The following is a 26,617-nucleotide window of genomic DNA, read 5'->3' as shown; positions in this document are numbered from 1 at the left end:
TACTGCTATTTGGCTGGAGCAGTCAAACAATCAGCGTCCGCCCACCCCGTGTGTTGAACGGGGCTGCGCGCCGAATAGAGAGGGGATAGGGCGGATACCCAGGCCTGAGTCAGCCTGGGTATTCTGGCTGGCTAAGCTCAGTGCGCAGGCTCGGCCAGACGCCAGCCCTGCTCGGTTTTCATCATCCACACTTCGGCCTGCTGCGGCAGCACCTGGCCCGCCTCGAACTGGCCGTATTTGCGTTCCAGCTCCATCAGCCCCATCTCCTGCTGGAAGGGACCGACCCTGTCATAGACCAGATCCTCGTCGTGCAGCACCTGCAGCTGTTCCATCCCCTGCTTGAAGTGGAGCTGGTAGCTCACCTTGACCAGATAGACCCCCTCCATGCGCTCTTCCTTGTCCAGGATGGTGAAGTCACTGATCTCGAACAGATTGGCGTCGGTGTCTGCCTGCAGTTTGGCGGTGACCTGGGTCCGGATTGCCTCTTCACCTGGACCTGCGTAACAGCCATACAGCCAGAGGGCCAGCAGGGGGATGAACCACTTTTTCATCAAAACTCCGGACGAACGAGACGGGAAAGCGCAAATATTGCCACGCTGTCGATCATATACAAGGGATTGCCGGAAAAATGGCGGTCAAACCGGGGGCCCGCACGATTGCACGGGCCACCCGGCCTCAGCGCAGCTTGTCCAGCTGACCGAGAAATTCGGTGGGCCCCATAAAGCCGGTGACCCGCTGGCCGCTTACCTCGTTGCCGGTGCGATCGAAGAAGATGAGGGTCGGCAGCCCCAGCACGTTGAGGCCATTGAGCAGTTCCACATCGGCATCGTCGTTGGCGGTGACGTCCGCCTGCAGCAGCACCATCTGTCCGAACCGCTCGCGCACGGCGGGATCGCTGAAGGTCTTGTGTTCGAACTCCTTGCAGGCCACGCACCAGTCGGCATAGAGATCGAGCAGCACTGGCTTGCCGCGGGCGGAGGCCAGCTGGGTCTTGAGATCGTCCAGCGTCTTGATGCGAATGAAGGCCGGTGCCTCGGTCTGAGCGGTAGTGCTGGCACCCTGGGGTGGCAGCAGCAGATCCTTGCCCACCACCACGGCGCTGATCATCGCCAGCAGCAGTACGAAGCCGCGCAGGCTGCGCCCCACCGAATGGCCCTGATGCTGGTTGTGATGATAGAGGTAGCCGCACAGCAGCAGCCCCCAGCCGAGCCAGGCCAGGGTGGTGACCTGATCGCTCCACAACCGTGACAGCAGCAGGATGGGTACTGCCAGCAGCGCAAACCCGAACAGCTGCTTGATCAAGTCCATCCAGGCGCCCGCCTTGGGCAGCAGCTTGCCGCCCGAGGTACCGAGCAGCAGCAGTGGCAGCCCCATGCCGAGCGACAGGGCGTAGAGAGCCGCGCCGCCGAGCCAGAGATCGCCGCTCTGGGCCACGTAGATCAGCGCTCCCGAGAGCGGTGCCGTGGTGCAGGGGGAGCAGACCAGGCCGGAGATCATCCCCATGATGCCGACCCCTAGCACGGAGCCGCCCTGCTGGCGGTTGGAGAGGCCGGACAGCTGGGTCTGCAGGCTGCTCGGCAGCTGCAGGGTGTAGAGCCCGAACATGGAGAGGGCCAGCAGCACGAACATCACCGAGAGGCCGATCAGCACGTAGGGGTGTTGCAGCGCAGCTTGGAATTTCAAGCCTGCCGAGGCCACCACCAACCCGAGCAGGGTGTAGGTGACCGCCATCCCCTGTACGTAGACGAAGGAGAGCAGGAAGGCGCGGCGGGTGGAGAGATGATGGCCGGCCCCGGCGATGATCCCGGTCAGGATGGGATACATGGGGAAGACGCAGGGGGTGAAGGCGAGGCCGAGCCCGAGTGCGAAGAAGGCGGCGACGCTGAGCCAGAAGCCCTGGCTGCCGAGGGCGGCCGCCAGCTGATCCTGCTGGCTGCTGGCCGGTATGGGCTGGTCAGGCTGCTCGCTCTGCTGGGCGGTGAGCGGCTGGATGCTGATCAGCTTGTCGGTGGGGGGATAGCAGAGGCCGTCGGTACAGCCCTGATAGCTGATCTTGAGGCTGGCCTGCTGGCCGGCCTCGGTCAGGGTGACGGGGATCTGCACCTCCCAGTAATAGACCTGGGTCTTGCCGAAGAAGTCATCTTCATGCTCGGTGCCAGCGGGCAGCACCGGCTCCTCGAAGGCGAGGTTTTCCCCCTTGAAGCGGAAGCTGTGGCGATAGAGGTAGTAGTCGTCGGCGATACGCAGGCGCAGCAGCAGCCGATTGCCCTGCTGTTCGCTCTCGAGGACGAACGCCTCGTCCACTTTCAGAAATTTGGGTTGGGCGCTGGCCTCGATGCCGAGGGCGCTCAGCAGATCCGTGCTGCTGGCGCGGGCCGGCAGTGAGCCCAGGCCGGCCAGCAGGGCACAGAGCAACAGCAGGGGAAAGAGCAGGCGAGACGGAGTCATGAGGTTTCCTGTTTTATCCAGTCGAGATAGGGCTGGTGGCCCTGGCTTGTGGGCAGCGCCAGGATCTCCGGCACCTCATAGGGGTGATGAGCAAGAATGCACTGGCGCAGCGGCTCGAACAGGGCAGCGTGCGACTTGATGATGAGCTGGATCTCCGTGGCCCGTTCGATCTGGCCCTGCCAGCGGTAGACGGAGGTGAGGCCGGGCAGCTGGTTGATGCAGGCCGCCAGCCGCTGGTTCAGCAGTTGTGCGCAGATGAGGTCGGCACTGGCTTCATCCGGGCAGGTGCAAAGCACCAGAATGGTGTCGGTCATGGTGAAATATCTCGTCCGATCGGGGCGGTTCGGCGCCCGTAAACCAGTGGCTACTATACCTAGCGACGGGTCAAATAGCATCTGGCGCACTTTGCAGCTGCGACATGAAAATAAGTGGGGGGCATGAGATAGACGCTGTCAGAGCGACAAGGCAGAATGAGCGGGCTTGTTCCCATTCGACGTAAGGAAATGTATGACCCAACAGAATGAGCAGCAGAGAAACCGCATGTTGAGCCTGTTGCGCGAAGGTGAGCGCCGTATGTTGGTGCAACTGGCCGGTCTGCTGCGTACCAGTGCCGATGAAATCAATGCCGAGCTGGAAAAAGAGGAGTTGCTGGATACCCTCGAGCAACCGGTCACGGTGGAGTATCTCAACGGCGTGGTGCAGCACCATCTGTTCGAGCGCCTGCACAAGGGTGACATGGTCGCCGCCCAGCGACTGCTGACCCAGTACCAGAGCGACATCGAGGCCATGCTGACGCAGGAGTCGGCCGAGGCAGAGGCCCCGACCGAAGAGCTGAAGGCGCAAGCCTGAACGCTGCGGCAGGCCCGCCGGGCTTGTCCTCCCCAGCACCATCATGCCCCTTGCATGATGGTGCCTCGTTTTTCCTGCCGTTTTTTGCCGTCGTTCAACCCAGTGCGTTCTGCTGCCACTGGCCCGGGATCGGGTACACCTTGTCGTAGCTCCAGTTGTAGATGAAGGCGTAGACCAGATAGAAGGTCACGAAGCCGATGTTGAGCGCCAGTGCCGCCAGCAGGGCGAGATCCAGCCACCAGGCGATCACCGGCAGGGTCAGCGCCATGAAGCCCCCTTCAAAGCCGAACGCATGGACCACGCGCTGCCACAAGGTCTTGTGCGGGTGCCCCTGGTACTTGAGCAGCAGCTTGTCGAAGCCGATGTTGTAGACATAGTTCCAGACGGTGGCCAGCACCGAGAACAGGATGGCCAGCGGCCCCATGTGGCTGAGCTCGATACCTGTGACCCAGCTGGCCAGGGGGGCGGCGATGAGCAGACCTATCACTTCAAAGCCGATGGCATGGCGGATACGGTCGTTGCGGGTACGCATAAATTCCTCTCTTTAAACAGGTATGTTGACTGACTGGTTGGCAATCTATCCCTGTTTGTTGATAGTTTCACGTTGGTATCCATCGCTAAAATAGATAGATGACCGTATTTGCAGGAGCAGAACGATGAATCCATCGCTGGAACAACTGAGGGTATTGCTGGCCGCCGCACAGGCGGGCTCCTTTTCGACGGCAGCGCGCCAGCTGGGCAAGGCGCAGTCGGTGGTCAGCACCGCCATCGCCAATCTGGAGATAGATCTGGGGCTCGAGCTGTTCGATCGCAGCGGCCGCTATCCGGTGCTGACCGAGGCGGGCGTGCGCATCAGCCAGGAGGCCGGCATTTTGCTGGCCCAGAGCGAGCGCTTGCAGGCCATCGCCGGCGAGTTGGCCAGCGGCGTCGAGTCGCGCCTGACCCTGGCCATCGACGATGACTCCCACCTGCCCTGGCTCGGCTCCGTGCTGGAGGGGTTCGCTACCCGCTACCCGACGGTGGAGCTGGAGCTGCTGTTTCCGTTGATGGAGGATCTCACCGAGATGTTGACCAGTGGCCGCGCCCAGCTCGGCATCAGCTATCAGAAGGAGCACCCGCAGCGAGAGATCGTCGCCCGCTCGCTGGGAGGCGTGCCCATGCCGCTGGTGGTCTCCCCCGAGCATCCGCTGGCCCACAAGGCGCCGCTGCGGGAGAGCGATCTGCAGGGGGCGCGCCAGTTGATGGTGACAGGGCGGCGGGAAGGGACTGAGCGTCATCGCTTTCGCCTGTCGGCGCAGGTGTGGTGGGTCGAGGGGGATCTGGGAGTGCTGGAGCTGGTCAAGCTGGGACTGGGCTGGGCGGCGGTGCCCGATTTTCTGCTGCACCGGCCGCTGGCGCGGGGCGAGGTGGTGGTGCTCAAGCCGGACTTTATTACCCAGCCGGAGCTGGCACTGGAGCTGCAGTGGCATCGCGCCCGTCCGCTCGGGCAGGCGGGGCGCTGGCTGAAGGAGGCCCTGCTGGCGCGGGCGCGCTAGCAGAGCTCTTCGCTTACTCGGTCAGCTGATAGGGGAGGGGCTGCAGGCTCAGGCTTGAGCCCTCCTCCTGCTTGAGCCGGAAGCGGGCGTCGGCTTCGGTGTCTTTGGGCAGCACGGCGGTGAGCCACAGCTCGCCATCCTGCTGCCAGGCGTTGAGCACCATGCCGCTGCGGCGCCAGTTGTCACCGAGCTGGATCTCCAGGGTGTCACCGCTGGCAACCGGTGTAGTGGCGGTGCCGCTCAGCACGAACAGGGCGCGGTTGTTGGCGCCACGATACTTGGCGCGGGCCACCGTCTCCTGCCCCATGTAGCAGCCCTTGGTGAAGCTGATGCCATCGAGCGCCTGCAGGTTGAGCATCTGGGGAATGTACTCACCCTGATGAACCGCCTCCAGATGGGGGATGCCGGCCTTGATCTCCAGTCCCCACCAGAGCGACTCGGGGCCGCTGGGCAGAGTCAGCACCAGCGGCTGTTCGTTGACCAGCAGCCAGCGATCGGCCTCGACCCGCACCGCCATGCCACCCTCGATGAGGCCGCTCTGCTGCAGGCCGTATTGCCCTGCGATCCAGCCATCGGTCCCCTGGCCGGCCACGCCGACCGCCTGGCCGTGATTTTCGCTGATCTCGACCTTGGCAAAGATCGCGAACTTCTTGAGCTCGGGCAGCTGGCGGGCCAGCACCGACGGCTTGGTCAGCATCAGCAGGCGATCGCTCAGGCAGAGCAGGCGAAAATCGCTCCACAGCTTGCCCTTGGGATCGCAGTGACCGCCCAGGGTGTGCTGGCCCGGCTGCAGGGCGTTGACGTCACAGGTGACCTGACCCTGCAGGTATTTGGCGCGATCCTGGCCGCTCAGGCTGGTGATGGCCAGATCGGTCAGAGGGAACAGGGTTGGCTCGGCGGGAAGGGTTGGCAGGCTCACGATGGCATTCCAGAGACAGAAAGTATGTGACCTGCATGGTAAAGACGTAAGGAATGTTTGTCAGCCGGAAAATCCAGCTGTTACCATCGCCGGGTCTTTGTAAGGAGAGTTCCATGTTGAGCCCAATTGAAAAATCCCGCCTGAAGTGGGCCTGCCGCCGTGGCATGCTCGAGCTGGATGTGATCTTTATGCCTTTCTTCGAACACGAGTTCGACGGTCTGAGCGAGGCGGAGCAGCAAACCTTCATCCGCCTGCTGGAGTGCGAGGATCCGGAGCTGTTCCGCTGGAGCATGGGCCACGGCGTGCCGGAAGATCCCGCCTTCGCCGCCATGATCCCGCTGATCCTGGAGCGCAATCAGGCCCGCCACGATCGCCAGCGCTGATCCATCCGTACGGGTGTCGATGCCCGTCACCGTCTCCAGGCAGCAGCGCCTGCTGCTGTTGTCGCTGTTTCTGCTGATCCTGTGGCCGCTGGCCGCCCTGATCCACGGCTGGCAGTGGGCACTGTTGCTGCCCTGCTGGGTGCTGGGGTTGTGGCGCGCCTGGCTTGGCGCCAGCCGGATGAGCGGCGTGCTGGAGTGGGACGGGCAGTGGCTCACCTGGCAGGGTCGTCGTTACCAGCTGGGGGCGGGCAGCCGCATCTGGCCTGGGGTACTCTGGCTGCAACTGGTAGTGGCGGAGCGTCCCGCCATCCGGCTCTGGCTGTTCAGCGATGCGCTGGCGCCGGCTCATTACCGCACGTTGGCTCGCGCCATCCACTTCTCCCAGCCGACCCGCTAGTTCTCTTCCCCATAAAACAGATGACCTCGCCGGAGCGAGGTCATCTGGATGTTATTGCTTGCTGCAGAGGTTAGTCCCGCTCCGGCGTCAGCACGGTCGGCTTGGAGTCCGGCTGCATATCCGGGTAGTCCGGGTTGCAGCGGTGCAGGCCGCGGGACCCTCTGGCTTATTACTGAACGAAAGGATTAGTCCCGCTCCGGCGTCAGCACGGTCGGCTTGGAGTCCGGTTGCATGTCCGGGTAGTCCAGGTTGTAGTGCAGGCCGCGCGACTCCTTGCGTTGCAAGGCACAGTTGACGATGAGTTCGGCCACCTGCAGCAGGTTGCGCAGCTCCAGCAGGTTGTTGGAGACCCGGAAGTGGGCGTAGTACTCCTGCACCTCCTGCTTGAGCAGGTCGATGCGGCGCTTGGCCCGGGCCAGGCGTTTGTTGGTACGCACTATCCCCACGTAGTCCCACATCATCAGCCGCAGCTCGTGCCAGTTGTGCTGGATCACCACCAGTTCGTCCGAATCTTCCACCTTGCTCTCGTCCCACACCGGCAGGCGGGGCGGCTCCACGCTCATCGGCAGCTTGGCCAGAATGTCGGCCCCCGCCTGATGGGCATAGACCACGCATTCGAGCAGGGAGTTGGAGGCCATCCGGTTGGCGCCGTGCAGACCGGTGTAGGTCACCTCGCCGATGGCATAGAGGCCGGGGATGTCGGTCTGGCCGTTGTTGTCGATCATCACGCCGCCACAGGTGTAGTGAGCGGCAGGGACGATGGGCATCGCCTCCTTGGTGATGTCAATGCCGACCGCAAGGCAGCGCTCATGGATGGTCGGGAAGTGCTTGATGATGAAGTCGGCCGGCTTGTGGCTGATGTCCAGATACATGCAGTCGGCGCCGAGCCGCTTCATCTCGTGGTCGATGGCGCGGGCGACTATGTCCCGTGGCGCCAGCTCGGCCCGCTCGTCAAACTCCGGCATGAAGCGGCTGCCATCGGGACGGCGCAGGTAGGCACCTTCGCCGCGCAGGGCTTCGGTCAGCAGGAAGTTGGGGTCATCGGGGTGGAACAGGCTGGTGGGGTGGAACTGGTTGAACTCCAGGTTCGCCACCCGGCAGCCGGCGCGCCACGCCATGGCGATGCCGTCACCAGAGCTGACATCCGGGTTGGAGGTGTACTGGTACACCTTGGAGGCACCGCCGGTGGCCAGTGCCACGAAGCGGGCACGGATCACCTCGACCTGCTCGGCGTTGCGGTTCCAGACATAGGCGCCCAGCACCCGGTTGCCCGGCAGACCCAGCTTGCGGGTGGTGATGAGGTCGACCGCGTTGAAGCGCTCCATCAGCTGGATGTTGGGGTGAGCGCGTACCTGATCGATCAGGGTGAGCTGCACCGCCTTGCCGGTGGCATCCGCCGCGTGGAAGATGCGGCGATGGCTGTGGCCCCCTTCGCGGGTCAGGTGATAGTGGGATTCGCCCTCGGCGTCCTCCTCCTGATCGAAGGGGACCCCCTGCTGGATCAGCCACTGGATGGATTCGCGGGCGTTACGGGCGGTGAACTCCACCACAGCCGGGTCACACAACCCGGCCCCGGCGTTGAGCGTGTCGCTCACGTGGGATTCGATGCTGTCGGTCTCGTCGAACACGGCAGCGATGCCTCCTTGCGCATAGAAAGTGGCCCCTTCACTGATGGGCCCCTTGCTCAGAACCAGGACTTTGGCCTGGTCTGCCAATCGCAATGCGAGAGACAAACCGGCGGCACCGCTGCCAATGATCAGTACGTCGCAAAGGTATTCAACACTTGCTTTCATAAGTATCATTGGCCTGGATTAAGAACTGGCACCATGGTAGCCCAAGCGAGGGTGGTGATGCAGCCTGCGTCACATTTTTTTCAATGCAAGCGAACTTTCCCTGATTCCTCCTGTCTGAACTTGTGCGCTTAGGAAGGGCCGGAAAAGAAAAACGATAACCTGATGGGGGTTTTACGGCTCTGATGAGCGACCAGAATCTACTGGACGAACAGCTGGTTGAACGGGTCCAGCGTGGCGATAAAAATGCATTCAACCTGTTGGTAAAAAAATACCAGCACAAGGTGGTCAACCTGGTGGCCAGGTATGTCAACAACCCGGGCGATGTACCGGATGTGGCGCAGGAGGCATTCATCAAGGCCTACCGTGCGTTGCCGACATTCCGTGGCGAGAGCGCGTTTTACACCTGGTTGTACCGGATCGCCGTGAATACGGCCAAAAATTATCTGACCTCTCAAGGGCGCAGGCCGCCCAGCAGTGACGTAGAGGCGGAAGAGGCAGAATACTATGGCGGTGGCGAAGCCTTGCAAGAGGTGGCTACCCCGGAAAACCTGACGCTGACCGACGAGATCAAGCGCACCGTGTTTTCTGCCATAGAAGCTTTGCCGGAAGACTTGAGGACAGCTATCACCCTTCGCGAACTGGAAGGGCTGAGCTACGAAGAGATTGCCGAAATCATGGATTGTCCGGTGGGTACGGTGAGATCCCGCATCTTCCGGGCGAGGGAAGCAATCGATAAAAAGCTGCAACCTCTGATCGAGAATTAACTGGGGAAAGACAGGTTAACTTATGGCAACTAAAGAGCAACTCTCGGCCCTGATGGACGGTGACTTGAGCGATGTTGAGGTTCTGAACGAGCTGGGAACGGATCCGGCTCTGCAAGACACCTGGTCTCGTTACCACCTGATTGGTGATGCCATGCGGGGGGACCTGCCGGTCAATCTGCAACTGGATCTGAGCGACAGCATCATGGCTGCGCTGGAAGATGAACCCACCATCCTGGCGCCCAAGCCGGTGGAGAGCAAACCTGCCGCACCGCAGCCGGGGACCGCCAAGGTCGTGCCGTTTCTGCGTCGTGCCGGCCAGCAGGTGGGGCAATACGCCATTGCCGCCTCGGTCGCTGCCGCCGTCATCTTCGGGGTGCAGCAGTATCAGGGGCAGGATGGTCTGCCGACCAACCCGGTACTCAACACTATCCCCGTTGGTGGCAGTGCCTCACCGGTGAGCGTGCACTACCCGCAGGATGGCAACCGGGCCACTGCCCGTCAGCAAGGGCTGAGCGAGCAGCAGATGCAGGAGCAGCGCGAGCGCATCAATGCTTTCCTGCGTGACCACCAGTTGCAACAGCGTCTGCTGCAAGACAAGCAGATTCAGGAATAACGGATTTAGGGATCAGAACGTGCGCCAGTCCAGCCGTATTTTGCTGGCCTCTCTCCTGCTGATCAGTGCCAAGGCCTCGGCCGACGACAAGTCGGCCGAGGCCTTGTTGCAGCAGATGCAGAGTGCCGTCTCGCAACAGAATTTTGAATTGTCCATGGTCAAGGCCCGGCAGGGGCGCCTCGAACCCATCCGCTTCAGCCATGGCGTGATCGATGGCAAGGAGGTGGCCCACCTCAGCTATCTCGATGGCAAGACCATCGAATATCTGCAGCGCCAGGATGAGTACACCTTCTTCGAAAATACCCACGAACCCTACACCCTCAAGGGCGCCCGCTTCCCCGGTGTGTGGGCGAGCCTGGTCAGGATGCCGCTGCCACGGGTGCTGGAGAGCTATGATCCCGTGCTGGCCGGTCGCAGCCGGGCGGCCGGGTTGGTGGCTCAGGTAGTGCGGCTGGTGCCCAAAGAGGCCGACAAATACGGCTTCGTGCTCTGGATCGACGAGCAGAGCCACCTGCTAGTGCGGGTGGACATGGTGGATCGCGAAGGCAATCTGGTTGAACAGGTGCTGGGGGTGGATCTGGACAGGCTGCCTGCCCCGGCGCCCTGGCTGGTGAAGCTGGCTGGCAGCAAGCTGCCCCAGGCACTGGCACTGGAAGACGCCTACCCGGCGCCGCAGCAGCAGCTGAACTGGCACCTGACCTGGTTGCCGGAGGGGTTCAAGGTGCTCTCGCGGGATCGGCATCAGCTGGTGACCACCAGCCTGCCGGTGGATTACATGATGCTCTCCGACGGGCTGGTGGATCTCTCGGTCTACGTTGCCCGGGTCGACCCCAAGCAGGCGGTGCGCCAGCAGTTGATCCGTCAGGGCGCCACCTCGCTGGTGAGCTATGTCAACGACGTGGGGGTCGAGATCACCGTGGTGGGGGAAGTGCCGGCCGATACCGCCAAACGCATCGCCGAGTCGGTGCAACCGCTGGCCCGCAACGAGACCGTCCAGTAGTCGCCGATGCACTGTTGCTTGCCCAATCCAGACAGTCATGTTCAGATTGGGTCAATCTCTGTCTAGTTAATGTGGAACCGTCTTGTGAGTGGAATGAGCGAAGAGCTGGCAACCGTAGTGGCCATTGATGGACAACATGCCTGGGTGGAGTGCGAACGGCGCTCCGCTTGCAGCGGTTGTCATCAACAGTCCAACTGCGGCACCGGCACGGTAGCCAAGGCGTTTCCGTTGCAGGCGCAGCGGCTGCGGGTGGCGCTCACCATCGAGGTGAGCGTCGGCCAGCAAGTGCGGCTTGGCATCCCCCAGGCGAGCATTCTGCAGGGGGCGGCGCTGGTTTACGTGCTGCCGCTGTTCTGTCTGCTGGCGGGAGCTCTGCTGGGGCAACTCTGGCTGGCTCCCTTGCTGTCGGCCGGGGAGGGGGTCACCATCCTCAGTTGCCTGCTGGGCGGCCTTATCGGATTTTCACTGGTTCGTTACTTTTCCAACCGGCTCGATCAGGGGGCTTATGGTCCCCGCATGCTGGGTGTGGTCCTGCCCACCCGCCACCTCTCCTGACACTGTCCAGGCCTGTATTTCTGGTGCTTCGTCGACTAAAGATTGGCCGTCGACCGGGTTATCCAGTAAAATCCTGCCTCCATATCCGGCCCTAACCTAATTTTGAGTGATTCTTGCTCGATGAAACACATTCGTAACTTTTCGATTATTGCGCACATCGACCACGGTAAATCGACCCTGTCGGACCGTCTGATCCAGACTTGTGGCGGCTTGTCCGACCGCGAGATGCAGGCTCAGGTGCTTGACTCCATGGACCTGGAGCGCGAGCGCGGCATTACCATCAAAGCACAGAGTGTGACCCTGAACTACCAGGCACAAGACGGTAACACCTACCAGCTGAACTTTATCGACACCCCTGGCCACGTGGATTTCTCCTACGAGGTCTCCCGCTCGTTGGCGGCCTGTGAAGGGGCGCTGCTGGTGGTGGATGCCGGCCAGGGGGTTGAGGCACAGACTCTGGCCAACTGCTATACCGCCATGGAAATGGATCTGGAAGTGGTGCCAGTGCTGAACAAGATCGACCTGCCGGCCGCCGAGCCGGAGCGGGTTGCCGAAGAGATCGAAGACATCGTCGGCATCGACGCGGTCGATGCGGTGCGCTGCTCCGCCAAGACCGGCCTGGGTGTTGACCTGGTGCTGGAAGAGATCGTGGCCCGGATCCCGGCGCCGGAAGGTGATCCGGATGCGCCGCTGCAGGCGCTGATCATCGACTCCTGGTTCGACTCCTATCTGGGCGTCGTGTCGCTGGTGCGGATCAAGAACGGTTCTCTCAAGAAGAACGACAAGATCAAGGTGATGAGCACCGGTCAGGTGTGGGGTGTCGATCGTATCGGTATCTTCACGCCCAAGCAGGTGGACACCATGGGGCTGGGTTGCGGCGAGGTAGGTTGGGTTGTCTGCGGTATCAAGGACATCCACGGCGCGCCGGTGGGCGATACCCTGACCCAGGCCAAGAACGGTGCCGAGAAGGCGCTGGCTGGCTTCAAGAAGGTGAAGCCGCAGGTGTATGCGGGCCTGTTCCCCATCTCCAGCGATGACTACGAGTCGTTCCGCGACGCCCTCGACAAGCTCTCCCTGAACGATGCTTCCCTGTTCTTCGAACCGGAGAGCTCCACCGCGCTGGGCTTCGGCTTCCGTTGCGGCTTCCTCGGCATGCTGCACATGGAGATCATCCAGGAGCGGCTGGAGCGTGAATACGATCTGGATCTGATCACCACGGCGCCGACCGTGGTCTACGAGATCGAGCTGACCGACGGTACCACCATCCACATCGACAGCCCGGCCCAGATGCCCGCCATCACCAGCATCAAGGAGATGCGCGAGCCGATCGCCGAGTGTCACATCCTGCTGCCGCAGGAGTACATGGGCAACGTGATCACCCTCTGTATCGAGAAGCGCGGCGTGCAGACCAACATGGTCTACCACGGCAAGCAGGTGGCGCTGACCTACGAGATCCCGATGGCGGAAGTGGTACTCGACTTCTTCGACCGCCTGAAGTCCACCAGCCGCGGCTATGCCTCGCTGGACTACGGCTTCAAGCGCTTCGAGACCTCCGACATGGTCCGTCTGGACATCATGATCAACGGTGAGCGGGTCGACGCCCTGGCCATCATCACCCACAAGGAGAACGCCCAGTATCGCGGTCGCCAGGTGGTGGAGAAGATGCGCGAGCTGATCCCGCGCCAGATGTTCGATATCGCCATCCAGGCTGCCATCGGCAACCAGATCATCGCCCGCAGTACCGTCAAGGCGCTGCGCAAGGACGTGACCGCCAAGTGTTACGGTGGTGACGTGAGCCGGAAGAAGAAGCTGCTGAACAAGCAGAAAGAAGGTAAGAAGCGGATGAAGTCTCTGGGCCGTGTCGACGTGCCGCAGGAAGCTTTCCTCGCAATTCTCCACGTCGGAAAGGACTAATAGATGGCAAGCACGTTTTCCCTGATCCTGGTGGTGGTCTGCGCGATCACCGGTGTTATCTGGTGTCTGGACAAGATGATCTGGTCCAAGCAGCGGGCCGCCAAGATTGCCGTGGCCCGTGCCCACGGCGGCGCCCATCTGGACGAGAAAACCCTGGCCAAGGTGGCGCCGGTGCCGGTCTGGATCGAGCAGACCGCCGGGGTATTCCCGGTCATCACGCTCGTGCTGATCCTGCGTTCGTTCATCTTTGAACCGTTCCAGATCCCGTCAGGCTCCATGATGCCCACCCTGCTGGTGGGCGACTTCATCCTGGTGGAGAAGTTTGCCTATGGCCTCAAGGATCCGGTGACCAACACCAAGTTCCTCGAGACCGGTGAGCCCAAACGCGGCGACGTGGTGGTGTTCAAGTATCCGCTGGATACCCGGGTGGACTACATCAAGCGGGTGGTCGGCATGCCGGGGGATCGGGTCATCTATCGCAACAAGGAGCTGATGATCCGGCCCAAGTGCGATGAGCAGGAAGGGAAAACGTGCCCGGGCTTCCAGAAGCTCGACGTCAAGTTTGAACAAAGGGGTGAATTTACCCAGATGGGGATCCCGCTTGACCGCTATACCGAGCAGCTGGGCGAGGTGTCTCACGAGACCCTGCGCAACCCGCTGATGCCCGATATGGTCGGCCGTTACTACCGCCAGCCCGGTACCTACCCAGACGAATGGGTAGTGCCGGAAGGCCAGTACTTCGTGATGGGTGACAACCGTGACAACAGTACCGACAGTCGTTTCTGGGGCTTCGTGCCCGAGCAGAACCTGGTCGGCAAGGCGGTCGCTATCTGGATAAGTTTTGAATTCGAGCGCGAAGAAGGCTCCCTGCTGCCAAGCTGGGTACCGACAGGGGTGCGCTTCAACCGCATTGGCGGAATCAAGTAAATGAATATCAAGATGAACAGACTGCAGTCCCGTCTCGGGCATGTCTTTCAGGATCAAGAACTGCTGACCCGGGCGCTGACTCACCGCAGCGCCGGCTCCCGTCACAACGAGCGACTGGAATTCCTGGGTGACTCCATTTTGAGTCTGGTGATTGCCGATGATCTCTTCCACCGCTTCCCGCAGGCGGCGGAAGGGGATCTCAGCCGCATGCGCGCCACCCTGGTGCGCGAGAAGACCCTGGCCGAACTGGGCCGGGAGTTCGACCTCGGGGATCACCTGATCCTGGGGCCGGGCGAGCTGAAAAGCGGCGGTTTTCGCCGTGAATCCATTCTGGCCGACACGGTCGAGGCGGTGATCGGTGCCGTCTATCTGGATACCAATCTTGAGACGGTACGGACGCTGCTGCTGGGCTGGTACGCCAGCCGCCTGGACGAGATCAAGCCGGGCATAGAGCAGAAGGATCCCAAGACCCGTCTGCAAGAAATTCTGCAGGGAAGCCGCAAATCCCTGCCGACCTACACAGTGACCAACGTCAAGGGCGAAGCCCACAACCAGGAATTCACCGTCCAGTGTGACGTGGAAGGCCTGGATGGTCCGCTGGTCGGGGTCGGCACCAGCCGTCGCAAGGCCGAACAGGCCGCTGCGCAGCAAGCATTGGAAAAACTGTCATGACAGATACCACTTACTGCGGCTTTGTCGCCATCGTGGGCCGCCCCAACGTGGGCAAGTCCACCCTGCTCAACAAGCTGCTTGGCCAGAAGGTCAGCATCACCTCGAAGAAGCCCCAGACCACCCGTCACCGGATTCTGGGGATCGACACCGAGGAGAACTACCAGACCATCTATGTCGACACGCCGGGTCTGCACATCGAAGAGAAACGGGCCATCAACCGCCTGATGAACCGCGCCGCCACCAGTTCGCTGGGGGATGTGGCCATGGTGGTGTTCATGGTCGACGGGACTCACTGGACCAAGGACGACGAGATGGTGCTGGGCAAGCTGCGCCACCTCAAGTGCCCTGTGGTGCTGGCGGTCAACAAGATCGACAACGTCAAAGAGAAAGAGGATCTGCTGCCGCACCTCGAGTGGCTGGGTCAGCAGATGAACTTCGCCCACATCCTGCCCATCAGTGCCGAGAAGGGCACCAACGTGGAGAAGATCCGCGAGTGGGCCAAGGATCTGCTGCCGGAGAACGTCCACTTCTTCCCGGAAGACTACGTGACCGACCGCTCCTCCCGCTTCATGGCCTCCGAGATCATCCGCGAGAAGCTGATGCGCTTCACCGGTGAGGAGCTGCCCTACTCGGTGACGGTGGAAATCGAGCGCTTCAAGGTGGAAGAGAACGGTCTCTACCATATCCATGGCCTCATTCTGGTGGAGCGCGATGGCCAGAAGAAGATGGTCATCGGCAACAAGGGTGAGAAGATCAAGACCATCGGCACCGAGGCGCGCCTCGACATGGAACGGCTGTTCCAGAACAAGGTGCACCTGGAGCTGTGGGTCAAAGTCAAATCCGGTTGGGCTGACGACGAGCGCGCCCTGCGCAGTCTCGGCTACGGTGACGACTGATTGCTGACCCCGGCTTTCGTCATCCACAGCCGGCCCTATCGTGAGACCAGCCAGCTGGTCGAGGTATTCACCCAGGATAGTGGCCGCTTTACCCTGGTGGCTCGCGGTTCTCGCGGGCCACGCTCCCCTCTGAAGGGGCTGCTGCAACCTTTTACCCTGCTCACCATCGCCTGGCGTGGTAAGGGCGATCTCAAGAATCTCACCCAGGTCGAGTGCCCGGATCACTCCCTGCGGCTCGGCGGCGATCGCCTCTTCTACGGCCTCTATCTCAACGAGCTGGTCTACTACCTGCTGGAAGCCCACACCCCGTTCCCCGAAGTGTTTGACGCCTATGCCCGCGCCATCATGGCGCTGGCCGACGGCGAGACGCCGGAGCTGCCGCTGCGCCGCTTTGAATTCCTGCTGCTGCAGGCGCTCGGCTACGCGGTGGATTTCGAATATGCCGCCGATGACGAGTCGCCGATCCAGCCCGAGCTGCTGTACGGCTTCGAGCGTGAATTGGGCTTTGTCGCTTGCGAGCGGGCGCCGGATCCCCGTACCCTGTTTCTCGGCGCGCACCTGCTGGCCTTTGCCGAGGGGCGCTTCGACAGTCCGCCCCTGCTGCAGGCGGCCAAGCGTTTCAGCCGGCTGGCGCTGCAGCCCTATCTGGGGCGGCGCCAGTTGAAGAGCCGGGAGCTGTTTTTGAAGCGACGAAGCAGTCTGGGTTAACCACTTTTCGGCGTTACCCGACACGGCAAGAATGTTACCTAGGTCCGATTACGCTGCGCTAATCGAACCTACGAGCTGCCACACACGTGACATATGGATATCGGCACTGGCGCCAAGGCGGCAGTTGCACAGTTAACAGCGAAGAGTTTCAAGGAGTCCTCAATGAGTGAAATCTATCTGGGTGTGAACATCGATCACATCGCCACCCTGCGCAACGCCCGCGGCACCCAGTATCCGGATCCGGTGCAGGCCGCCTTCGTGGCCGAGCAGGCCGGTGCCGATGGCATCACTGTGCACCTGCGCGAAGATCGCCGCCACATCACCGACCGTGACGTGGAGATCCTGCGCCAGACCATCCAGACCAGAATGAATCTGGAGATGGCGGTGACCGAAGAGATGATCGGCATCGCCTGCCGCATCCAGCCCCACTTCGTCTGCCTGGTACCGGAGAAGCGCACCGAGGTGACCACCGAGGGTGGCCTGGATGTGGCCGGCCAGCTGGACAAGGTGGCTGACGCCGTGGCCCGTCTCGCAGCCGTCGGCGCTCAGGTATCCCTCTTCATCGATGCGGATCCGCTGCAGATCGATGCAGCAGCCGAGAGCGGTGCCCCCTTCATTGAGATCCACACCGGCCGTTATGCCGATGCCACCACAGATGCCGAGCGCAATGCCGAGTTCAAGCGCATCGCTGCCGGTGCCTCCTATGCCGCCGGCAAGGGTTTGAAGGTCAATGCCGGCCACGGCCTGCACTACCACAACGTCAAGGCCATCGCCGCCATCCCCGAGCTTTATGAGCTCAACATCGGTCACGCCATCATCGGCCGCGCCGCCTTCGACGGTCTGGCCAAGGCGGTCAGCGACATGCGCCTGCTGATGCAGGAAGCCCGTCAGGGGATCTGAGCTGTCGGCAGGGGCTGAGCCCCGCGGCACGAAGAAAAAAGGGACGCCACGGCGTCCCTTTTTGTCAGGTCAAACTTGGTCTGGGTCAGGACTTTTTCGCAGCAGCGGGTTTGGCTCCCGCCGGGGTCAGCTCCAGGGTGATCAGCTCCAGCGGCGCCAGGGTGATGAGGCGGGGGGCATCGAGGGTGGCCGGCACGCTGGCATTGCTGCCGTAGCGCGGCTGCACCGTGAAGCGGGTGGCCTCGCCCGCCGGGATCTCCAGCTGGCGCTGAGGCTCCAGCAGGAATGTCTGCGGCTGGCTGGAGGGATTGCGCAGGGTGATGAAGGCGCGGCTCGGACTCCAGGCCGCCCAGCCATACACCGCCAGCAGGGTGGGGTCGCCGCCGATCCAGTGGCTGTCGAACAGCACGGCCTGATTCTGCTGTGACCAGAGCGCGGCCTTGGCCAGCAGGTCCCAGTTCTGGCCGCTCAGCAGTTCCGGCGTGAGATAGAGCTCCTGCAACTGGGTGCCGGTGGCGAAATAGCTCCAGGCCTGATCGGCGAAGTCTTGCGGTGACTGCCGATCCAGATGCTTGGCCTGTTTGGCATAGACCAGCCCGTGCAGCATCAGGGAGTTGAGCGGGAACAGGGGGCCGTTCTTGACGATGGAACGATAGGTCTCGGCATCCCGGTAGGTGATCCACTGCTGCACCCTGGAGCCGGGTCCGTAGAAGTTGATGTCATCGCCGCCGCGCCAGATGGAGTCGGCAAAGAACAGCCAGGCGGGGGAGGCGGTGGTGCCGGTGGTCAGGTTGATGAACACCTTTGGATTGGCAGCCCGCGCATCCGCAATCAGGTGGATGGCGGCATCGAAGTCGCTGGTGAAGCGACTCCCCTCGATCAGCTTGTCCGCATTGCCGGTCCCGTCGAACTTGAAGTGGGTGACCCCCTGCTCCTTGATGAGCGACATCACCTTCTGGTGGAAGTTCTGGTAGTAGACCGGGCCGGAGAGGGCGAACTTGCCATCGCTCAGCTCATAGCCGAACTCGGCGGCATGGGAGACCCGCTCATCCCTTGGCTTGTTGTAGCCACCCCAGGGGGAGAGCCAGATCCCGAGCTGGGCATGGTAGCGTTCGGCCGCGCGCTTGAGCTTGCTGAAGCCGTTGGGGAAATCCTTGCTGAAACCCCAGTTGCCCAATCGATCGTCCCAGCCGTCGTCAAACAGAAAGCCGTTCATGGGCACGCCGCGCCGACTGATCAGCGCCTCGCCGAACTGATCGATGCGCTTGAGTGCCTCGGCTTCCGTGTAGGGATTGAAGAAGCCGATGTCGAGCCAGGAGTTGTAGTGCAGGTAGGGGGCGTAGGGGCGATCGCGGGCCTCGTTGAGGAAGCGGTTGAAGTCGCGTCTGAGCTGACCCTCGCCAAAGGTGCCGACATAGGTGCGATAGCTGAGCGGCTTGCCCTGGGCGAGCGGCAGCTTGAGCGGGATCAGCTGGCTGACGCCACCCTCGTAAGCCCGGGTATTGACCAGTGGATTCTGGGGGGTAATGAAGAAGCTGTCGCTGACGATGGGCGAACTGTTGATGGCGCCATAGACAAACGGCGCCTGGGAGTGGAAGGGAAGCATGGAGAAGCCGTTGATCTTTTTGCCGTTCTTGAGGGTATCGAGGGCAAAGTCGATGCTGGCGTAGCGCTTGTCCCGGCCCAGCCGGATGGCGCTCTTGACCACGAAGTCGGCATTTTCCAACGCCATCTCGATCCGGTCGTCGCGCTTGGTGAATGCGGTGACCCTGAAATCGGCGGAGGGGGTCAGCCGATCATCCGTCCCCTTGATGTCGAATAGGTTGTCTGAGCGAATGAGATCGCCGTTGGCGGTATTGGTGAAGGTCAGCTCCCGGAACTTGCCGGCATCGGTCTCGACCTTGATACGGTACTGGTCACCTTCCAGCGACAGGGTTTCGGCCTGGGCGAAGGGGGTCAGCATGAGCAGCAGCGTCATGGCGGTACGTGCGTGCATGGTTGTCTCCATGTGTTGATTTGAGTCAGATGTGAGTCGGCAGAACCTCGCCTGTGATACCGGGATGGAGGCAGGCCCGCCGCAGCGGGCCCGGCTCGGGGATTACAGCTTGCCGTCGCTCATGCACATGCGGATCTTGGCGGCGACCACCTCCTCCATGGCGGCCATGGCGGGCACCAGATACTGGCGCGGGTCGCTGGCGTCGGGGTGGGAGGCCAGGAACGCCTTCATGGCGTCGGAGAAGGCAATTTTGAGCTCGGTGGCCACGTTGACCTTGCACACCCCGAGCTCGATGCAGCGGCGCACGTCACGGTCGGGAATGCCGGAGGCACCGTGCAGCACCAGCGGCACCGCTACCCTGGCCCGGATGGCGGCGAGGCGCTCGAAGTCGAGGCGCGGCTCCTCCTTGTAGAGGCCGTGGGCCGTGCCGATGGCAACGGCCAGGGAGTCAATGCCGGTGCGCGCCACGAACTCGGCCGCCTTGTCCGGGTCGGTCAGATGGGCGTTGGCGGCGTCCACGATGAGGTCATCCTCCTGGCCGCCGAGCTGGCCCAGCTCGGCTTCCACGCTCGCCCCCATGCGGTGGCAGAAGGTGACGACCCGCTGCACCTTGGCGACGTTCTCCTCGAACGAGAGGTGGGAGGCGTCGATCATGGCGGAGTGGATGCCGGCCTCGACCTTGTAGTGGATATCCTGCTCGTCCTCGTGGTGGTCCAGATGCAGTACCAGCGGAATGCGGTACTGGTGGGCGGCCGAGGTGCATATGGAGACCAGGTACTCGACCCCCGCGTGGCGGTAGGTACCCGGCGTGGCCGCCAGGATGACCGGGGAGCTCAGCTTGGCGGCGGTGCGGGCCACCACCTCGACGGTCTCCAGGTTGTGGATGTTGAAGGCGGGCACCGCATAGCCGCGGCGCTGGGCATCTTTAAGCATTTCGTGGGACGAGATCAGATACATGAGGACTCCTTGGCACCCTGGCGGGCACCAGCTTCAGGGAAAGAGAGCGGGGTTGGGGCGGGGAGGATCTCCCGGCCGGCCACCCAGATATGTTGTTGATTGAGCTCCGCGGTCAGGGCGAGCAGGTTGGCCTGCTTGCCGACGGCCAGCGAGCCGAGGCGATGTGCCATCCCCAGCATCCGGGCCGGTGCCAGCGAAGCCATGGGGATGGCCTCCTCCAGCGGCACGCCGGCCAGCTGCACCATATTGCGCACGGCGCCGAGCAGGGTGAGGGTGCTGCCCGCCAGGCCGCCGGTGTCGGTGCGCACCACCCCGTCCTTCATCTCCACCCGGTAGTCGCCGAGCAGGTAGTGGCCGTCCGGCATGCCGGCGGCGCGCATGGCATCCGTGATGAGCAGCAGGCGATCCCTGGCGCAGCAGTGACAGAGTCTGAGCACGCTAGGGTGGACGTGGTGGCCATCGGCGATGAGCTCCAGCCAGGCATCGGGATGCACCAGGCCTGCGCCGACCATGCCGGGTTCCCGGTGGTGCAGGCCGCGCATGCCGTTGAAGCAGTGCACCAGTCCGGAGGCTCCCGCCGCCAGCGCCGCCATGGTGGTGTCGTGGTCGGCGGCGGAGTGACCCAGCATCACCCGGATGCCGGCCTGCTTGAGATGACGGATGGCGGCCAGCGCCCCGGCCTTCTCGGGGGCGAGGGCGACCACCTTCAGGGTGCCTTGTGCCACCTGTTGCAGCCGGTCGAGCTCCGCCAGATCCAGCTCCCGGAACAGGGCCGGATCATGGGCGCCCTTGTTGTCCGGGGTGAAGTAGGGCCCCTCCAGATAGCTGCCGAGCAGTTGTGCACCCGGCAGGGGACTGGTCATGGCATCGGCGATGCGACCCAGGGTGCTGAGGATGGCGGGCAGCGGGGCGGTGACCGTGGTGGCGAGGAAGGCGCCCACCCCTTCTGCCGCCTTGGCAAGGGAGAGGCGGGCCAGGGCGTCGGCCGCCTCATCCATCACGTCGACGCCGGCCCCGCCGTGGACATGGCCATCGATGAGGGCGGGGACCAGCAGCTCGACCTCCCGCACCGGGTCGTCGGCCGGGATGGGGTCGATGGCGGTGATGACGCCCCCCTCATGGGTCAGTACCTGATGTTCCCGCCAGCCCTGCTCGGTCAGCAGGCGGCGGGCGCGGATCCGCTCTGCCATCTAGATCCCCTCCTCGGCCAGGGTCTCGGCCCGCTCGCGCGCCAGCTCGTCCACCAGGCTGGTGAGGCCGCGATGACCGCAGCACAGCGCCTGTTCACGAAACTGGGACGGGGTCAGCTCGCCGCGCTCCATCACCATCTCCAGCAGCAGCTGCAGATTGGTGCCGGTGACCACCTCTCGCCCGGGCTGGCGCAGCGCCAGGGTGGAGGCGACCCGAAACGGGGTTCCCCCCAGCAGGTCGGTCAGAAAGACCACCCCATCCCCTCGTTCCACCTGAGTCAGGGCGGTCTCGCACTGATCCTGCAGCAGGGCCGTGGTGGAGGACTCGGGAAAGTCGATGGCGACCACCGCCTCCTGCTCGCCGAGGATCTGCAACATGGCCTGTTCCATGCCGCTGGCGAAGCCGCCGTGTCCGCAAATGATGATGCCCAACATAACCTGTTCCTTTACAGCAAAGGGCCGGCCTGGTGCCGGCACCGGATTAGAGGAAGCCTGCAAACTTGCCGACGATGCCGAGCACGACCGTGATGACGATGAGGCGCAGCGGACTCCAGCCGCGGCGGATCAGCCCATACATGGCCAGGGTGTAGAGCAGCGGCAGGAAGGCGGGCATCAGCTTGTCGAGCACGTCCGCCTGCAGTTTCACCACCGCATCGCCGGCGGTGATCTCCAGGGTGGTGCCGAGCCGCACATAGGTGGCGACCAGGGCGCCGATCACCGTCATGCCGACGATGGAGGCGGCATGGCCCACCTTGCGGGTGTTGGCCTTGATGAGCGGAATGGCAGCCACCCCCATGCGGTAGGCGTAGTGCGCCAGCCCGAAGCGCAGACCGAAGTGCACCAGGTTGAACAGCAGGAAGAAGACCACTGCCCCCATGATGGAACCCTGCAGGGCCAAATCGGCACCGATGCCGCCGCAGATGGGCAGCAGGGTGAGCCAGAACATGGCATCGCCGATCCCGCCGAGCGGGGCACCGACCGCGATCTTGGTGCTCTGGATGCTGTTGACGTTCTGCTTGGAGCGTTCCATCGCCAGCACTATCCCCATCACGAAGGTGACCAGGAAGGGGTGGGTGTTGAAGAAGCCCATGTGGCCCTTCATCGCCCGGGAGAGATCCTTGGGGTTGCTGTGGATCTTCTGCAGGGCCGGCAGCAGGCCGTAAAGCCAGCCGGAGGCCTGCATCCGCTCGTAGTTGAAGGAGGCCTGCAGCAGCAGGGAGCGCCAGGCGAAGCGGTTGATGTCCTGGCGGGTCAGCTCGGCCCCCAGCTGCTGATCTTCGTAGACGTCGTCGGAGACGGTGCGGGTCGGTTGCGGCTCGGCCGCCTGGGTCAGCCGGGTGGCGGTGTTGTTAGATGCCATCTTCAGTTTCCTCCTGGATGGGGCGGGCTTGTGGCGCCGGGTCCTTGCGCATGAAATCGATCAGAGCCATGGCCAGGGCGGCCGCGGCAATGGCCAGCACCGGCAGCTTGAGCCAGGCGGCGGCAACGAAACCGAGGATGAAGTAGGGGATGTAGACGTTCTTCATCATGATCTTGAGCAGCACGGCGAAGCCGATGGCGGGCATGATGCCGCCGGCGACGCCGAGGCCGTCGATGAGACGGGCGGGCAGCACGTCGATGGCGGTCTTGGCGTGTTCTGCCCCGAAGTAGGTGGGCAGGAAAGCACACAGGAAGTAGAAGGAGCCCAGTGCCAGCAGCGCCAGGTAGTTGACCCGCTCGATGCCGCGCACATCCCCCTGTTCCGCCATCCGGTCACAGCGGGACATGACCCCCGACATCACCGAGAAGAGGAAGGTGATCCCCATCTGCACCGCCACCGCGAACGGTACCGCGACCCCGACCGCCACATCCGGCTTGACCCCGGTGGTGATGGCGAAGGTGGCGCCGACTATGGTGCCGATGATGACGTTGGGCGGCTGGGCGCCTGCCAGCGGGGCCAGCCCCATCCAGACCAGCTCCAGGGTGCCGCCCACCAGAATGCCGGTGGGCAGGTCGCCGAGGATCAGGCCCACCAGCGGGCCCAGTACCACGGGCCGGTGGAAGTGGGTCAGGCCGTTGAACAGGTCAAGCCCGGCGAAGAACGCCAGCATGCCCAGCAAGAGCCCTTGCAACAAACTGATTTCCATCACAATTATCCTTAATCAGATGAGGTTGAAAATGTCCTGTGCCGGTTCGGTCGGCACCCCCTGGACAAAGCAGGCGACGTGGGCGTCCTGCAGGGCGCGAAACGCCGCTATGTCCGACTCGTCCACCGATACCGTCTTGTGGATCTGACGCTTGCCGTCGGCGTAGTGCATGTTGCCGACGTTGATGCGGGGGATGGGCACCCCACCCTCCACCAGGGTGCGAAAGTCCGCCGGACTCTTGCACACCAGCAGGATCTTCTGGCGATCGGCCGCCTTGCCGATGTTGTCGATCACCTTCTGCAGCGGCCAGAAGCGCACTGCGATGCCCTCCGCCAGCACCATCTCCATCAGGTTCTGCTGGATGGGGTCCTCTGCGACTTCGTCGTTGGCCACCAGCACCAGATTGGCGCCGGCGAAGCCGACCCATTGCACGCCGACCTGACCGTGGATCAGGCGCTCGTCGATACGGCTCAGCACTATGTTCGGCATCAGACGCCTCCTTGCTGGTTGAACGGATAGATGTTGACCCCCTGCACGACCCGGTTGACCCGCCCGCTCGGGCAGGGGTTGTCCGGGGTGATGCCCAGCACCAGCGCGGTGTGGAAGGCGTAGTACTGGGCGTAGAGCAGGTAGCAGAGCGCCAGCTCGGCGTCGTCACCGTTGAGGGGGATGGGCAGATAGATGTGTTCGCCGGCGCTGATGAGCGGATCCGGCCGGTCGGCCAGGGCGACCACCCGGGCGGCATGGCCGTCCTGGCGCAGCTCGCCGAGCAGATCCAGATCGTACTGGCGGGTATAGGGATCGTTGGACACCATCAGCACGATCAGGGTCTGCCGATTGATGGCCGACTTGGGCCCGTGGCGAAAGCCGGTGGGGGAGTCGTGCATGGCCATCACCTGGCCGGCGGTGAGCTCCAGCAGCTTGAGTGCCGCCTCCTGGGCCACCCCTTGCAGGCTGCCACTGCCAAGGTAGATGACCCGCTCCGGCAACGGCCGATCCCACTCGGGCACCTTCAGTTCGGCCTGGGGCAGAATGGCGTCCCCCAGCGCGATGAGCGGCTGGCTGGCGATCGGGTTGAACTGGCGTGGCAGGAACACCGCCAGACAGCTCAGCATCATGCTGGTCAGGCTGCTGGTCATGGCAAAGCTGCGGTCGTGGGTCTGGGGCGGCATCAGCAGCGCCAGGGAGCGGGCATCCTTCTGACAGCGGCGATAGAGCTCCCCTTCGTCGTTGCAGGTCAGCACCAGGTGGTGGCACTCGCTCAGCAGCTGGCTGGCCAGCTCCACCGCCGCCACGCTCTCCGGGCTGTTGCCGGAGCGGGCGAAGGAGATGAGCAGGGTCGGGCAGTCCTGTGCCAGGTATTCGCCCGGATCGGTGACGATGTCGGTGGTGGCGATCGCCTCGAAACGGCCGTTGAGGCGGGCACTGAGATAGGGGGCGAGGGCGCGGCCGGCAAAGGCGGAGGTGCCGGCCCCGGTCAGGATCACCCGCAGGTTGCCCCGTGACAGCAGGGGCAGCAGGAAGCGCTCTATGGTGGCGCGGCACTCCTCCACCATGGTGAGGGTCTCCCGCCAGGTGGCGGGTTGCTGGCGAATTTCACGGGCGGTGGCCAGGCCGTTGGCCGACCGCAGCGTCTCTTCTGGATAACCAAGGATCATCTCTACAACTCCTTATACAACCGGGGTCAGCCGGGAGTGGCTGGCGGGGACGGCGCTGCAGGCCGCCGCGTATTGGCGCAGCACCTCCTGCACCTGATCGAGAATGAGGTCGTGAACCCGGGGCGACAGCGTGCCCTGGCGCACCTTGCGGTATTGCAGCGGCAGGTGCTGGCTGAGCAGCGGCAGGGGAATGGGTTCGGCGGCCAGGTTGGCCAGCAGCCGGGCGTAACAGTCGTCAACCCGGCTGTCGGGCCAGTAGTAGCGAATGCGATCGGAGTAGCTGTAGCCGCGGGCCAGCCGGCACTCGTTGGGGCTGCCCTGATAGTGGCTGCGCCAGAAGTCGGGGCGATCCAGCATGGTCTCTTCCAGCACCTGGCGCAGGCCCGAGCAGGCCTTGGCCACCACCAGCTCCTCCTCGATGGCAGCGAGGGCAAACAGCGCCTCGCGCAGGGCAAAGGTGAGGGCGGGGCCGACCTTGAGGATGGCGAAGTGATCGCGCACCAGCTGGCGGTAGGCGTCCGGGGTCTGGTAATCGGTGGAGTGGGCCTCGAACACCAGATGGGGATAGGCCTCGATCATCCGGCTCAAGGGGGCGGCCCGCTCGGGACGGTAGTCGATAACGTGGGTGTGGTCGAACTCCACGCCGGGCTGCACCACCAGACCAATCACCCGCGGCCAGAGCTGGGCCAGCCCGGCCTGCTCGAAGGCCTGCTGGTGGGCGGCCAGGGTGTGGCGCGCCGCCTCCGGCGTGGTGACCGCCAGCTCGGCCAGCTCTTCGTGGGCGCCGCCCGGTACCGGCACTTCGGTGCCAATCACATAGACCAGGTCGCTGTGGCCAAACTGCCGGGTGGCGGTCTGCTCGGCCACGTTTGCCAGCCGGGCGGCGCGCGCCGCCACCAGCTCGTCGGTCAGCGGCACCGGATCCCCCTGGCAGGACATGCTGCAGTCGAGGTGGATCTTCTTGAAGCCGGCCGCGACATAGCTGGCGATGAGATCCTCGGCGTGGGCCATGGCCTGTGCGGCGGGCTCGCTCTGCCAGCGGTTGGGGCCGAGGTGATCGCCTCCCAATACCAGTCGCTGCACGGGAAAGCGGCACTCGGCGGCGAGCCGGTGCAGCAGGTCGCGAAAATCGGCCGGCGTCATGCCGGTGTAGCCGCCAAATTGATCCACCTGATTGGAGGTGGCCTCGACCAGCAGTAGCTGGTCCCCTTGCGCCGCCAGTCGCAGGGCCGCCTCCAGTACCAGCGGATGGGCGGAGCAGACGGCGTAGATCCCGACCTGCTCCCCCTGCTTGTGTTGTGCGACCAGATCCAGCATTGATTTCATTTCCCTCTTCCTCTTGGCCTGAACAAGATACTTTGCTTTCGATTTCTTTCTTTACCCTAGGCGTACGGCGTTCGAAACGAAATAAAAGCGT

At 63.3% G+C, this 26,617-nt stretch carries 29 protein-coding genes; 14 read left to right on the top strand and 15 right to left on the bottom strand.

The annotated features are described in order from the left end of the window. Positions 1 to 137 precede the first annotated feature (137 nt). The 3 genes from OKB87_RS19210 to cutA all read right to left on the bottom strand — a co-directional run bounded on the left by OKB87_RS19210 (position 138) and on the right by cutA (position 2,762). Complete coding sequence (locus OKB87_RS19210; RefSeq protein WP_242796194.1) at positions 138 to 551, bottom strand: hypothetical protein; 414 nt, start codon at positions 549 to 551, stop codon at positions 138 to 140. A 124-nt stretch (positions 552 to 675) separates the two neighbouring features. Then, positions 676 to 2,448 (bottom strand): protein-disulfide reductase DsbD, encoded by a 1,773-nt coding sequence (locus tag OKB87_RS19205; protein ID WP_270828279.1) that lies wholly within the window; start codon positions 2,446 to 2,448, stop codon positions 676 to 678. Beyond that, positions 2,445 to 2,762: a divalent-cation tolerance protein CutA gene (gene cutA / locus OKB87_RS19200; RefSeq protein WP_039214661.1), complete on the bottom strand. Its 318-nt coding sequence runs from the start codon at positions 2,760 to 2,762 to the stop codon at positions 2,445 to 2,447. The genes OKB87_RS19205 and cutA overlap by 4 nt, the downstream gene beginning before the upstream one ends. Positions 2,763 to 2,955: 193 nt before the next feature. On the opposite strand from cutA, the gene OKB87_RS19195 reads away from it, so the two are divergent. Beyond that, positions 2,956 to 3,297, top strand: coding sequence for a hypothetical protein (locus OKB87_RS19195; protein ID WP_016349513.1), 342 nt, complete (start codon positions 2,956 to 2,958; stop codon positions 3,295 to 3,297). 94 nt (positions 3,298 to 3,391) lie between these two features. Here the strand turns inward: OKB87_RS19195 and OKB87_RS19190 are convergent, their stop codons facing one another. Next, on the bottom strand, positions 3,392 to 3,829 hold the full coding sequence (locus OKB87_RS19190; protein ID WP_011704738.1) for a PACE efflux transporter: 438 nt from the start codon (positions 3,827 to 3,829) through the stop codon (positions 3,392 to 3,394). A gap of 124 nt (positions 3,830 to 3,953) precedes the next feature. Between OKB87_RS19190 and OKB87_RS19185 the strand changes: the two genes are divergently transcribed. After that, entirely contained in the window at positions 3,954 to 4,832 is an 879-nt protein-coding gene (locus tag OKB87_RS19185) for a LysR family transcriptional regulator (RefSeq protein WP_270828278.1), read from the top strand. 13 nt (positions 4,833 to 4,845) lie between these two features. Here OKB87_RS19185 and ygfZ read toward each other — a convergent pair whose 3' ends face one another. Then, positions 4,846 to 5,751, bottom strand: coding sequence for a tRNA-modifying protein YgfZ (gene ygfZ / locus OKB87_RS19180; RefSeq protein WP_270828277.1), 906 nt, complete (start codon positions 5,749 to 5,751; stop codon positions 4,846 to 4,848). Between the two features lie 113 nt (positions 5,752 to 5,864). Here ygfZ and OKB87_RS19175 point away from each other — a divergent pair, with 113 nt between their 5' ends. Together OKB87_RS19175 and OKB87_RS19170 are read left to right on the top strand one after the other, a co-directional pair. Next, on the top strand, positions 5,865 to 6,134 hold the full coding sequence (locus OKB87_RS19175; RefSeq protein ID WP_011704741.1) for an FAD assembly factor SdhE: 270 nt from the start codon (positions 5,865 to 5,867) through the stop codon (positions 6,132 to 6,134). Between the two features lie 19 nt (positions 6,135 to 6,153). Beyond that, complete coding sequence (locus OKB87_RS19170) at positions 6,154 to 6,531, top strand: protein YgfX (RefSeq protein ID WP_270828276.1); 378 nt, start codon at positions 6,154 to 6,156, stop codon at positions 6,529 to 6,531. 185 nt (positions 6,532 to 6,716) lie between these two features. Here the strand turns inward: OKB87_RS19170 and nadB are convergent, their stop codons facing one another. Beyond that, positions 6,717 to 8,324 (bottom strand): L-aspartate oxidase, encoded by a 1,608-nt coding sequence (nadB, locus tag OKB87_RS19165; protein ID WP_011704743.1) that lies wholly within the window; start codon positions 8,322 to 8,324, stop codon positions 6,717 to 6,719. Between the two features lie 182 nt (positions 8,325 to 8,506). Here nadB and rpoE point away from each other — a divergent pair, with 182 nt between their 5' ends. The 10 genes from rpoE to pdxJ all read left to right on the top strand — a co-directional run bounded on the left by rpoE (position 8,507) and on the right by pdxJ (position 17,273). Continuing rightward, positions 8,507 to 9,088: an RNA polymerase sigma factor RpoE gene (gene rpoE / locus OKB87_RS19160; protein ID WP_005309371.1), complete on the top strand. Its 582-nt coding sequence runs from the start codon at positions 8,507 to 8,509 to the stop codon at positions 9,086 to 9,088. A 22-nt stretch (positions 9,089 to 9,110) separates the two neighbouring features. After that, positions 9,111 to 9,701, top strand: coding sequence for an RseA family anti-sigma factor (locus OKB87_RS19155; protein ID WP_011704744.1), 591 nt, complete (start codon positions 9,111 to 9,113; stop codon positions 9,699 to 9,701). Positions 9,702 to 9,720: 19 nt separating this feature from the next. Further along, the gene (locus OKB87_RS19150; protein WP_016349517.1) at positions 9,721 to 10,701 is read left to right on the top strand and encodes a MucB/RseB C-terminal domain-containing protein; all 981 of its coding nucleotides are present in this window, start codon (positions 9,721 to 9,723) and stop codon (positions 10,699 to 10,701) included. A gap of 93 nt (positions 10,702 to 10,794) precedes the next feature. Then, positions 10,795 to 11,256 (top strand): SoxR reducing system RseC family protein, encoded by a 462-nt coding sequence (locus OKB87_RS19145; protein WP_011704746.1) that lies wholly within the window; start codon positions 10,795 to 10,797, stop codon positions 11,254 to 11,256. Positions 11,257 to 11,376: 120 nt separating this feature from the next. After that, the gene (gene lepA / locus OKB87_RS19140; protein ID WP_016349519.1) at positions 11,377 to 13,170 is read left to right on the top strand and encodes a translation elongation factor 4; all 1,794 of its coding nucleotides are present in this window, start codon (positions 11,377 to 11,379) and stop codon (positions 13,168 to 13,170) included. Between the two features lie 3 nt (positions 13,171 to 13,173). Beyond that, entirely contained in the window at positions 13,174 to 14,097 is a 924-nt protein-coding gene (lepB, locus tag OKB87_RS19135; RefSeq protein ID WP_016349520.1) for a signal peptidase I, read from the top strand. Beyond that, the gene (gene rnc, locus OKB87_RS19130; protein WP_011704749.1) at positions 14,098 to 14,769 is read left to right on the top strand and encodes a ribonuclease III; all 672 of its coding nucleotides are present in this window, start codon (positions 14,098 to 14,100) and stop codon (positions 14,767 to 14,769) included. Beyond that, entirely contained in the window at positions 14,766 to 15,665 is a 900-nt protein-coding gene (gene era, locus OKB87_RS19125) for a GTPase Era (RefSeq protein ID WP_011704750.1), read from the top strand. The genes rnc and era overlap by 4 nt, the downstream gene beginning before the upstream one ends. Then, on the top strand, positions 15,666 to 16,373 hold the full coding sequence (recO, locus tag OKB87_RS19120; RefSeq protein WP_017410656.1) for a DNA repair protein RecO: 708 nt from the start codon (positions 15,666 to 15,668) through the stop codon (positions 16,371 to 16,373). 162 nt (positions 16,374 to 16,535) lie between these two features. Continuing rightward, positions 16,536 to 17,273, top strand: coding sequence for a pyridoxine 5'-phosphate synthase (pdxJ, locus tag OKB87_RS19115; RefSeq protein WP_270828275.1), 738 nt, complete (start codon positions 16,536 to 16,538; stop codon positions 17,271 to 17,273). Between the two features lie 85 nt (positions 17,274 to 17,358). Here pdxJ and ast read toward each other — a convergent pair whose 3' ends face one another. From ast to kbaZ, 9 genes are all read right to left on the bottom strand, one after another. Then, a complete protein-coding gene (gene ast, locus OKB87_RS19110) occupies positions 17,359 to 19,269 on the bottom strand; it encodes a thermostable cytotonic enterotoxin Ast (RefSeq protein ID WP_270828274.1) in 1,911 nt (636 codons plus the stop codon). Positions 19,270 to 19,371: 102 nt separating this feature from the next. Continuing rightward, a complete protein-coding gene (locus tag OKB87_RS19105; protein ID WP_270828273.1) occupies positions 19,372 to 20,226 on the bottom strand; it encodes a tagatose bisphosphate family class II aldolase in 855 nt (284 codons plus the stop codon). Next, positions 20,217 to 21,416 carry an N-acetylglucosamine-6-phosphate deacetylase gene (gene nagA / locus OKB87_RS19100; RefSeq protein WP_270828272.1) on the bottom strand — a complete coding sequence of 400 codons (1,200 nt, stop codon included), beginning with the start codon at positions 21,414 to 21,416 and terminating at the stop codon, positions 20,217 to 20,219. Before nagA ends, OKB87_RS19105 begins: the two co-directional genes overlap by 10 nt. Continuing rightward, entirely contained in the window at positions 21,417 to 21,851 is a 435-nt protein-coding gene (agaF, locus tag OKB87_RS19095; RefSeq protein WP_010635027.1) for a PTS galactosamine/N-acetylgalactosamine transporter subunit IIA, read from the bottom strand. Positions 21,852 to 21,897: 46 nt separating this feature from the next. Further along, positions 21,898 to 22,776 carry a PTS N-acetylgalactosamine transporter subunit IID gene (gene agaE / locus OKB87_RS19090; protein WP_019839846.1) on the bottom strand — a complete coding sequence of 293 codons (879 nt, stop codon included), beginning with the start codon at positions 22,774 to 22,776 and terminating at the stop codon, positions 21,898 to 21,900. Further along, positions 22,766 to 23,542, bottom strand: a complete 777-nt coding sequence (agaW, locus tag OKB87_RS19085) for a PTS N-acetylgalactosamine transporter subunit IIC (protein WP_011704758.1) — start codon at positions 23,540 to 23,542, stop codon at positions 22,766 to 22,768. The genes agaE and agaW overlap by 11 nt, the downstream gene beginning before the upstream one ends. A gap of 15 nt (positions 23,543 to 23,557) precedes the next feature. Further along, positions 23,558 to 24,031: a PTS N-acetylgalactosamine transporter subunit IIB gene (gene agaV, locus OKB87_RS19080; RefSeq protein ID WP_005309404.1), complete on the bottom strand. Its 474-nt coding sequence runs from the start codon at positions 24,029 to 24,031 to the stop codon at positions 23,558 to 23,560. Next, a complete protein-coding gene (locus OKB87_RS19075) occupies positions 24,031 to 25,200 on the bottom strand; it encodes an SIS domain-containing protein (protein ID WP_270828271.1) in 1,170 nt (389 codons plus the stop codon). Before OKB87_RS19075 ends, agaV begins: the two co-directional genes overlap by 1 nt. 12 nt (positions 25,201 to 25,212) lie before the next feature. After that, positions 25,213 to 26,526, bottom strand: a complete 1,314-nt coding sequence (gene kbaZ, locus OKB87_RS19070) for a tagatose-bisphosphate aldolase subunit KbaZ (RefSeq protein WP_039214649.1) — start codon at positions 26,524 to 26,526, stop codon at positions 25,213 to 25,215. Positions 26,527 to 26,617: the final 91 nt, after the last annotated feature.

It is taken from the genome of Aeromonas sp. Y318-1, from assembly GCF_027706125.1.
Classification (GTDB): Bacteria; Pseudomonadota; Gammaproteobacteria; order Enterobacterales; family Aeromonadaceae; genus Aeromonas; species Aeromonas hydrophila.
This window is presented reverse-complemented; position numbering and strand designations above follow the sequence as displayed.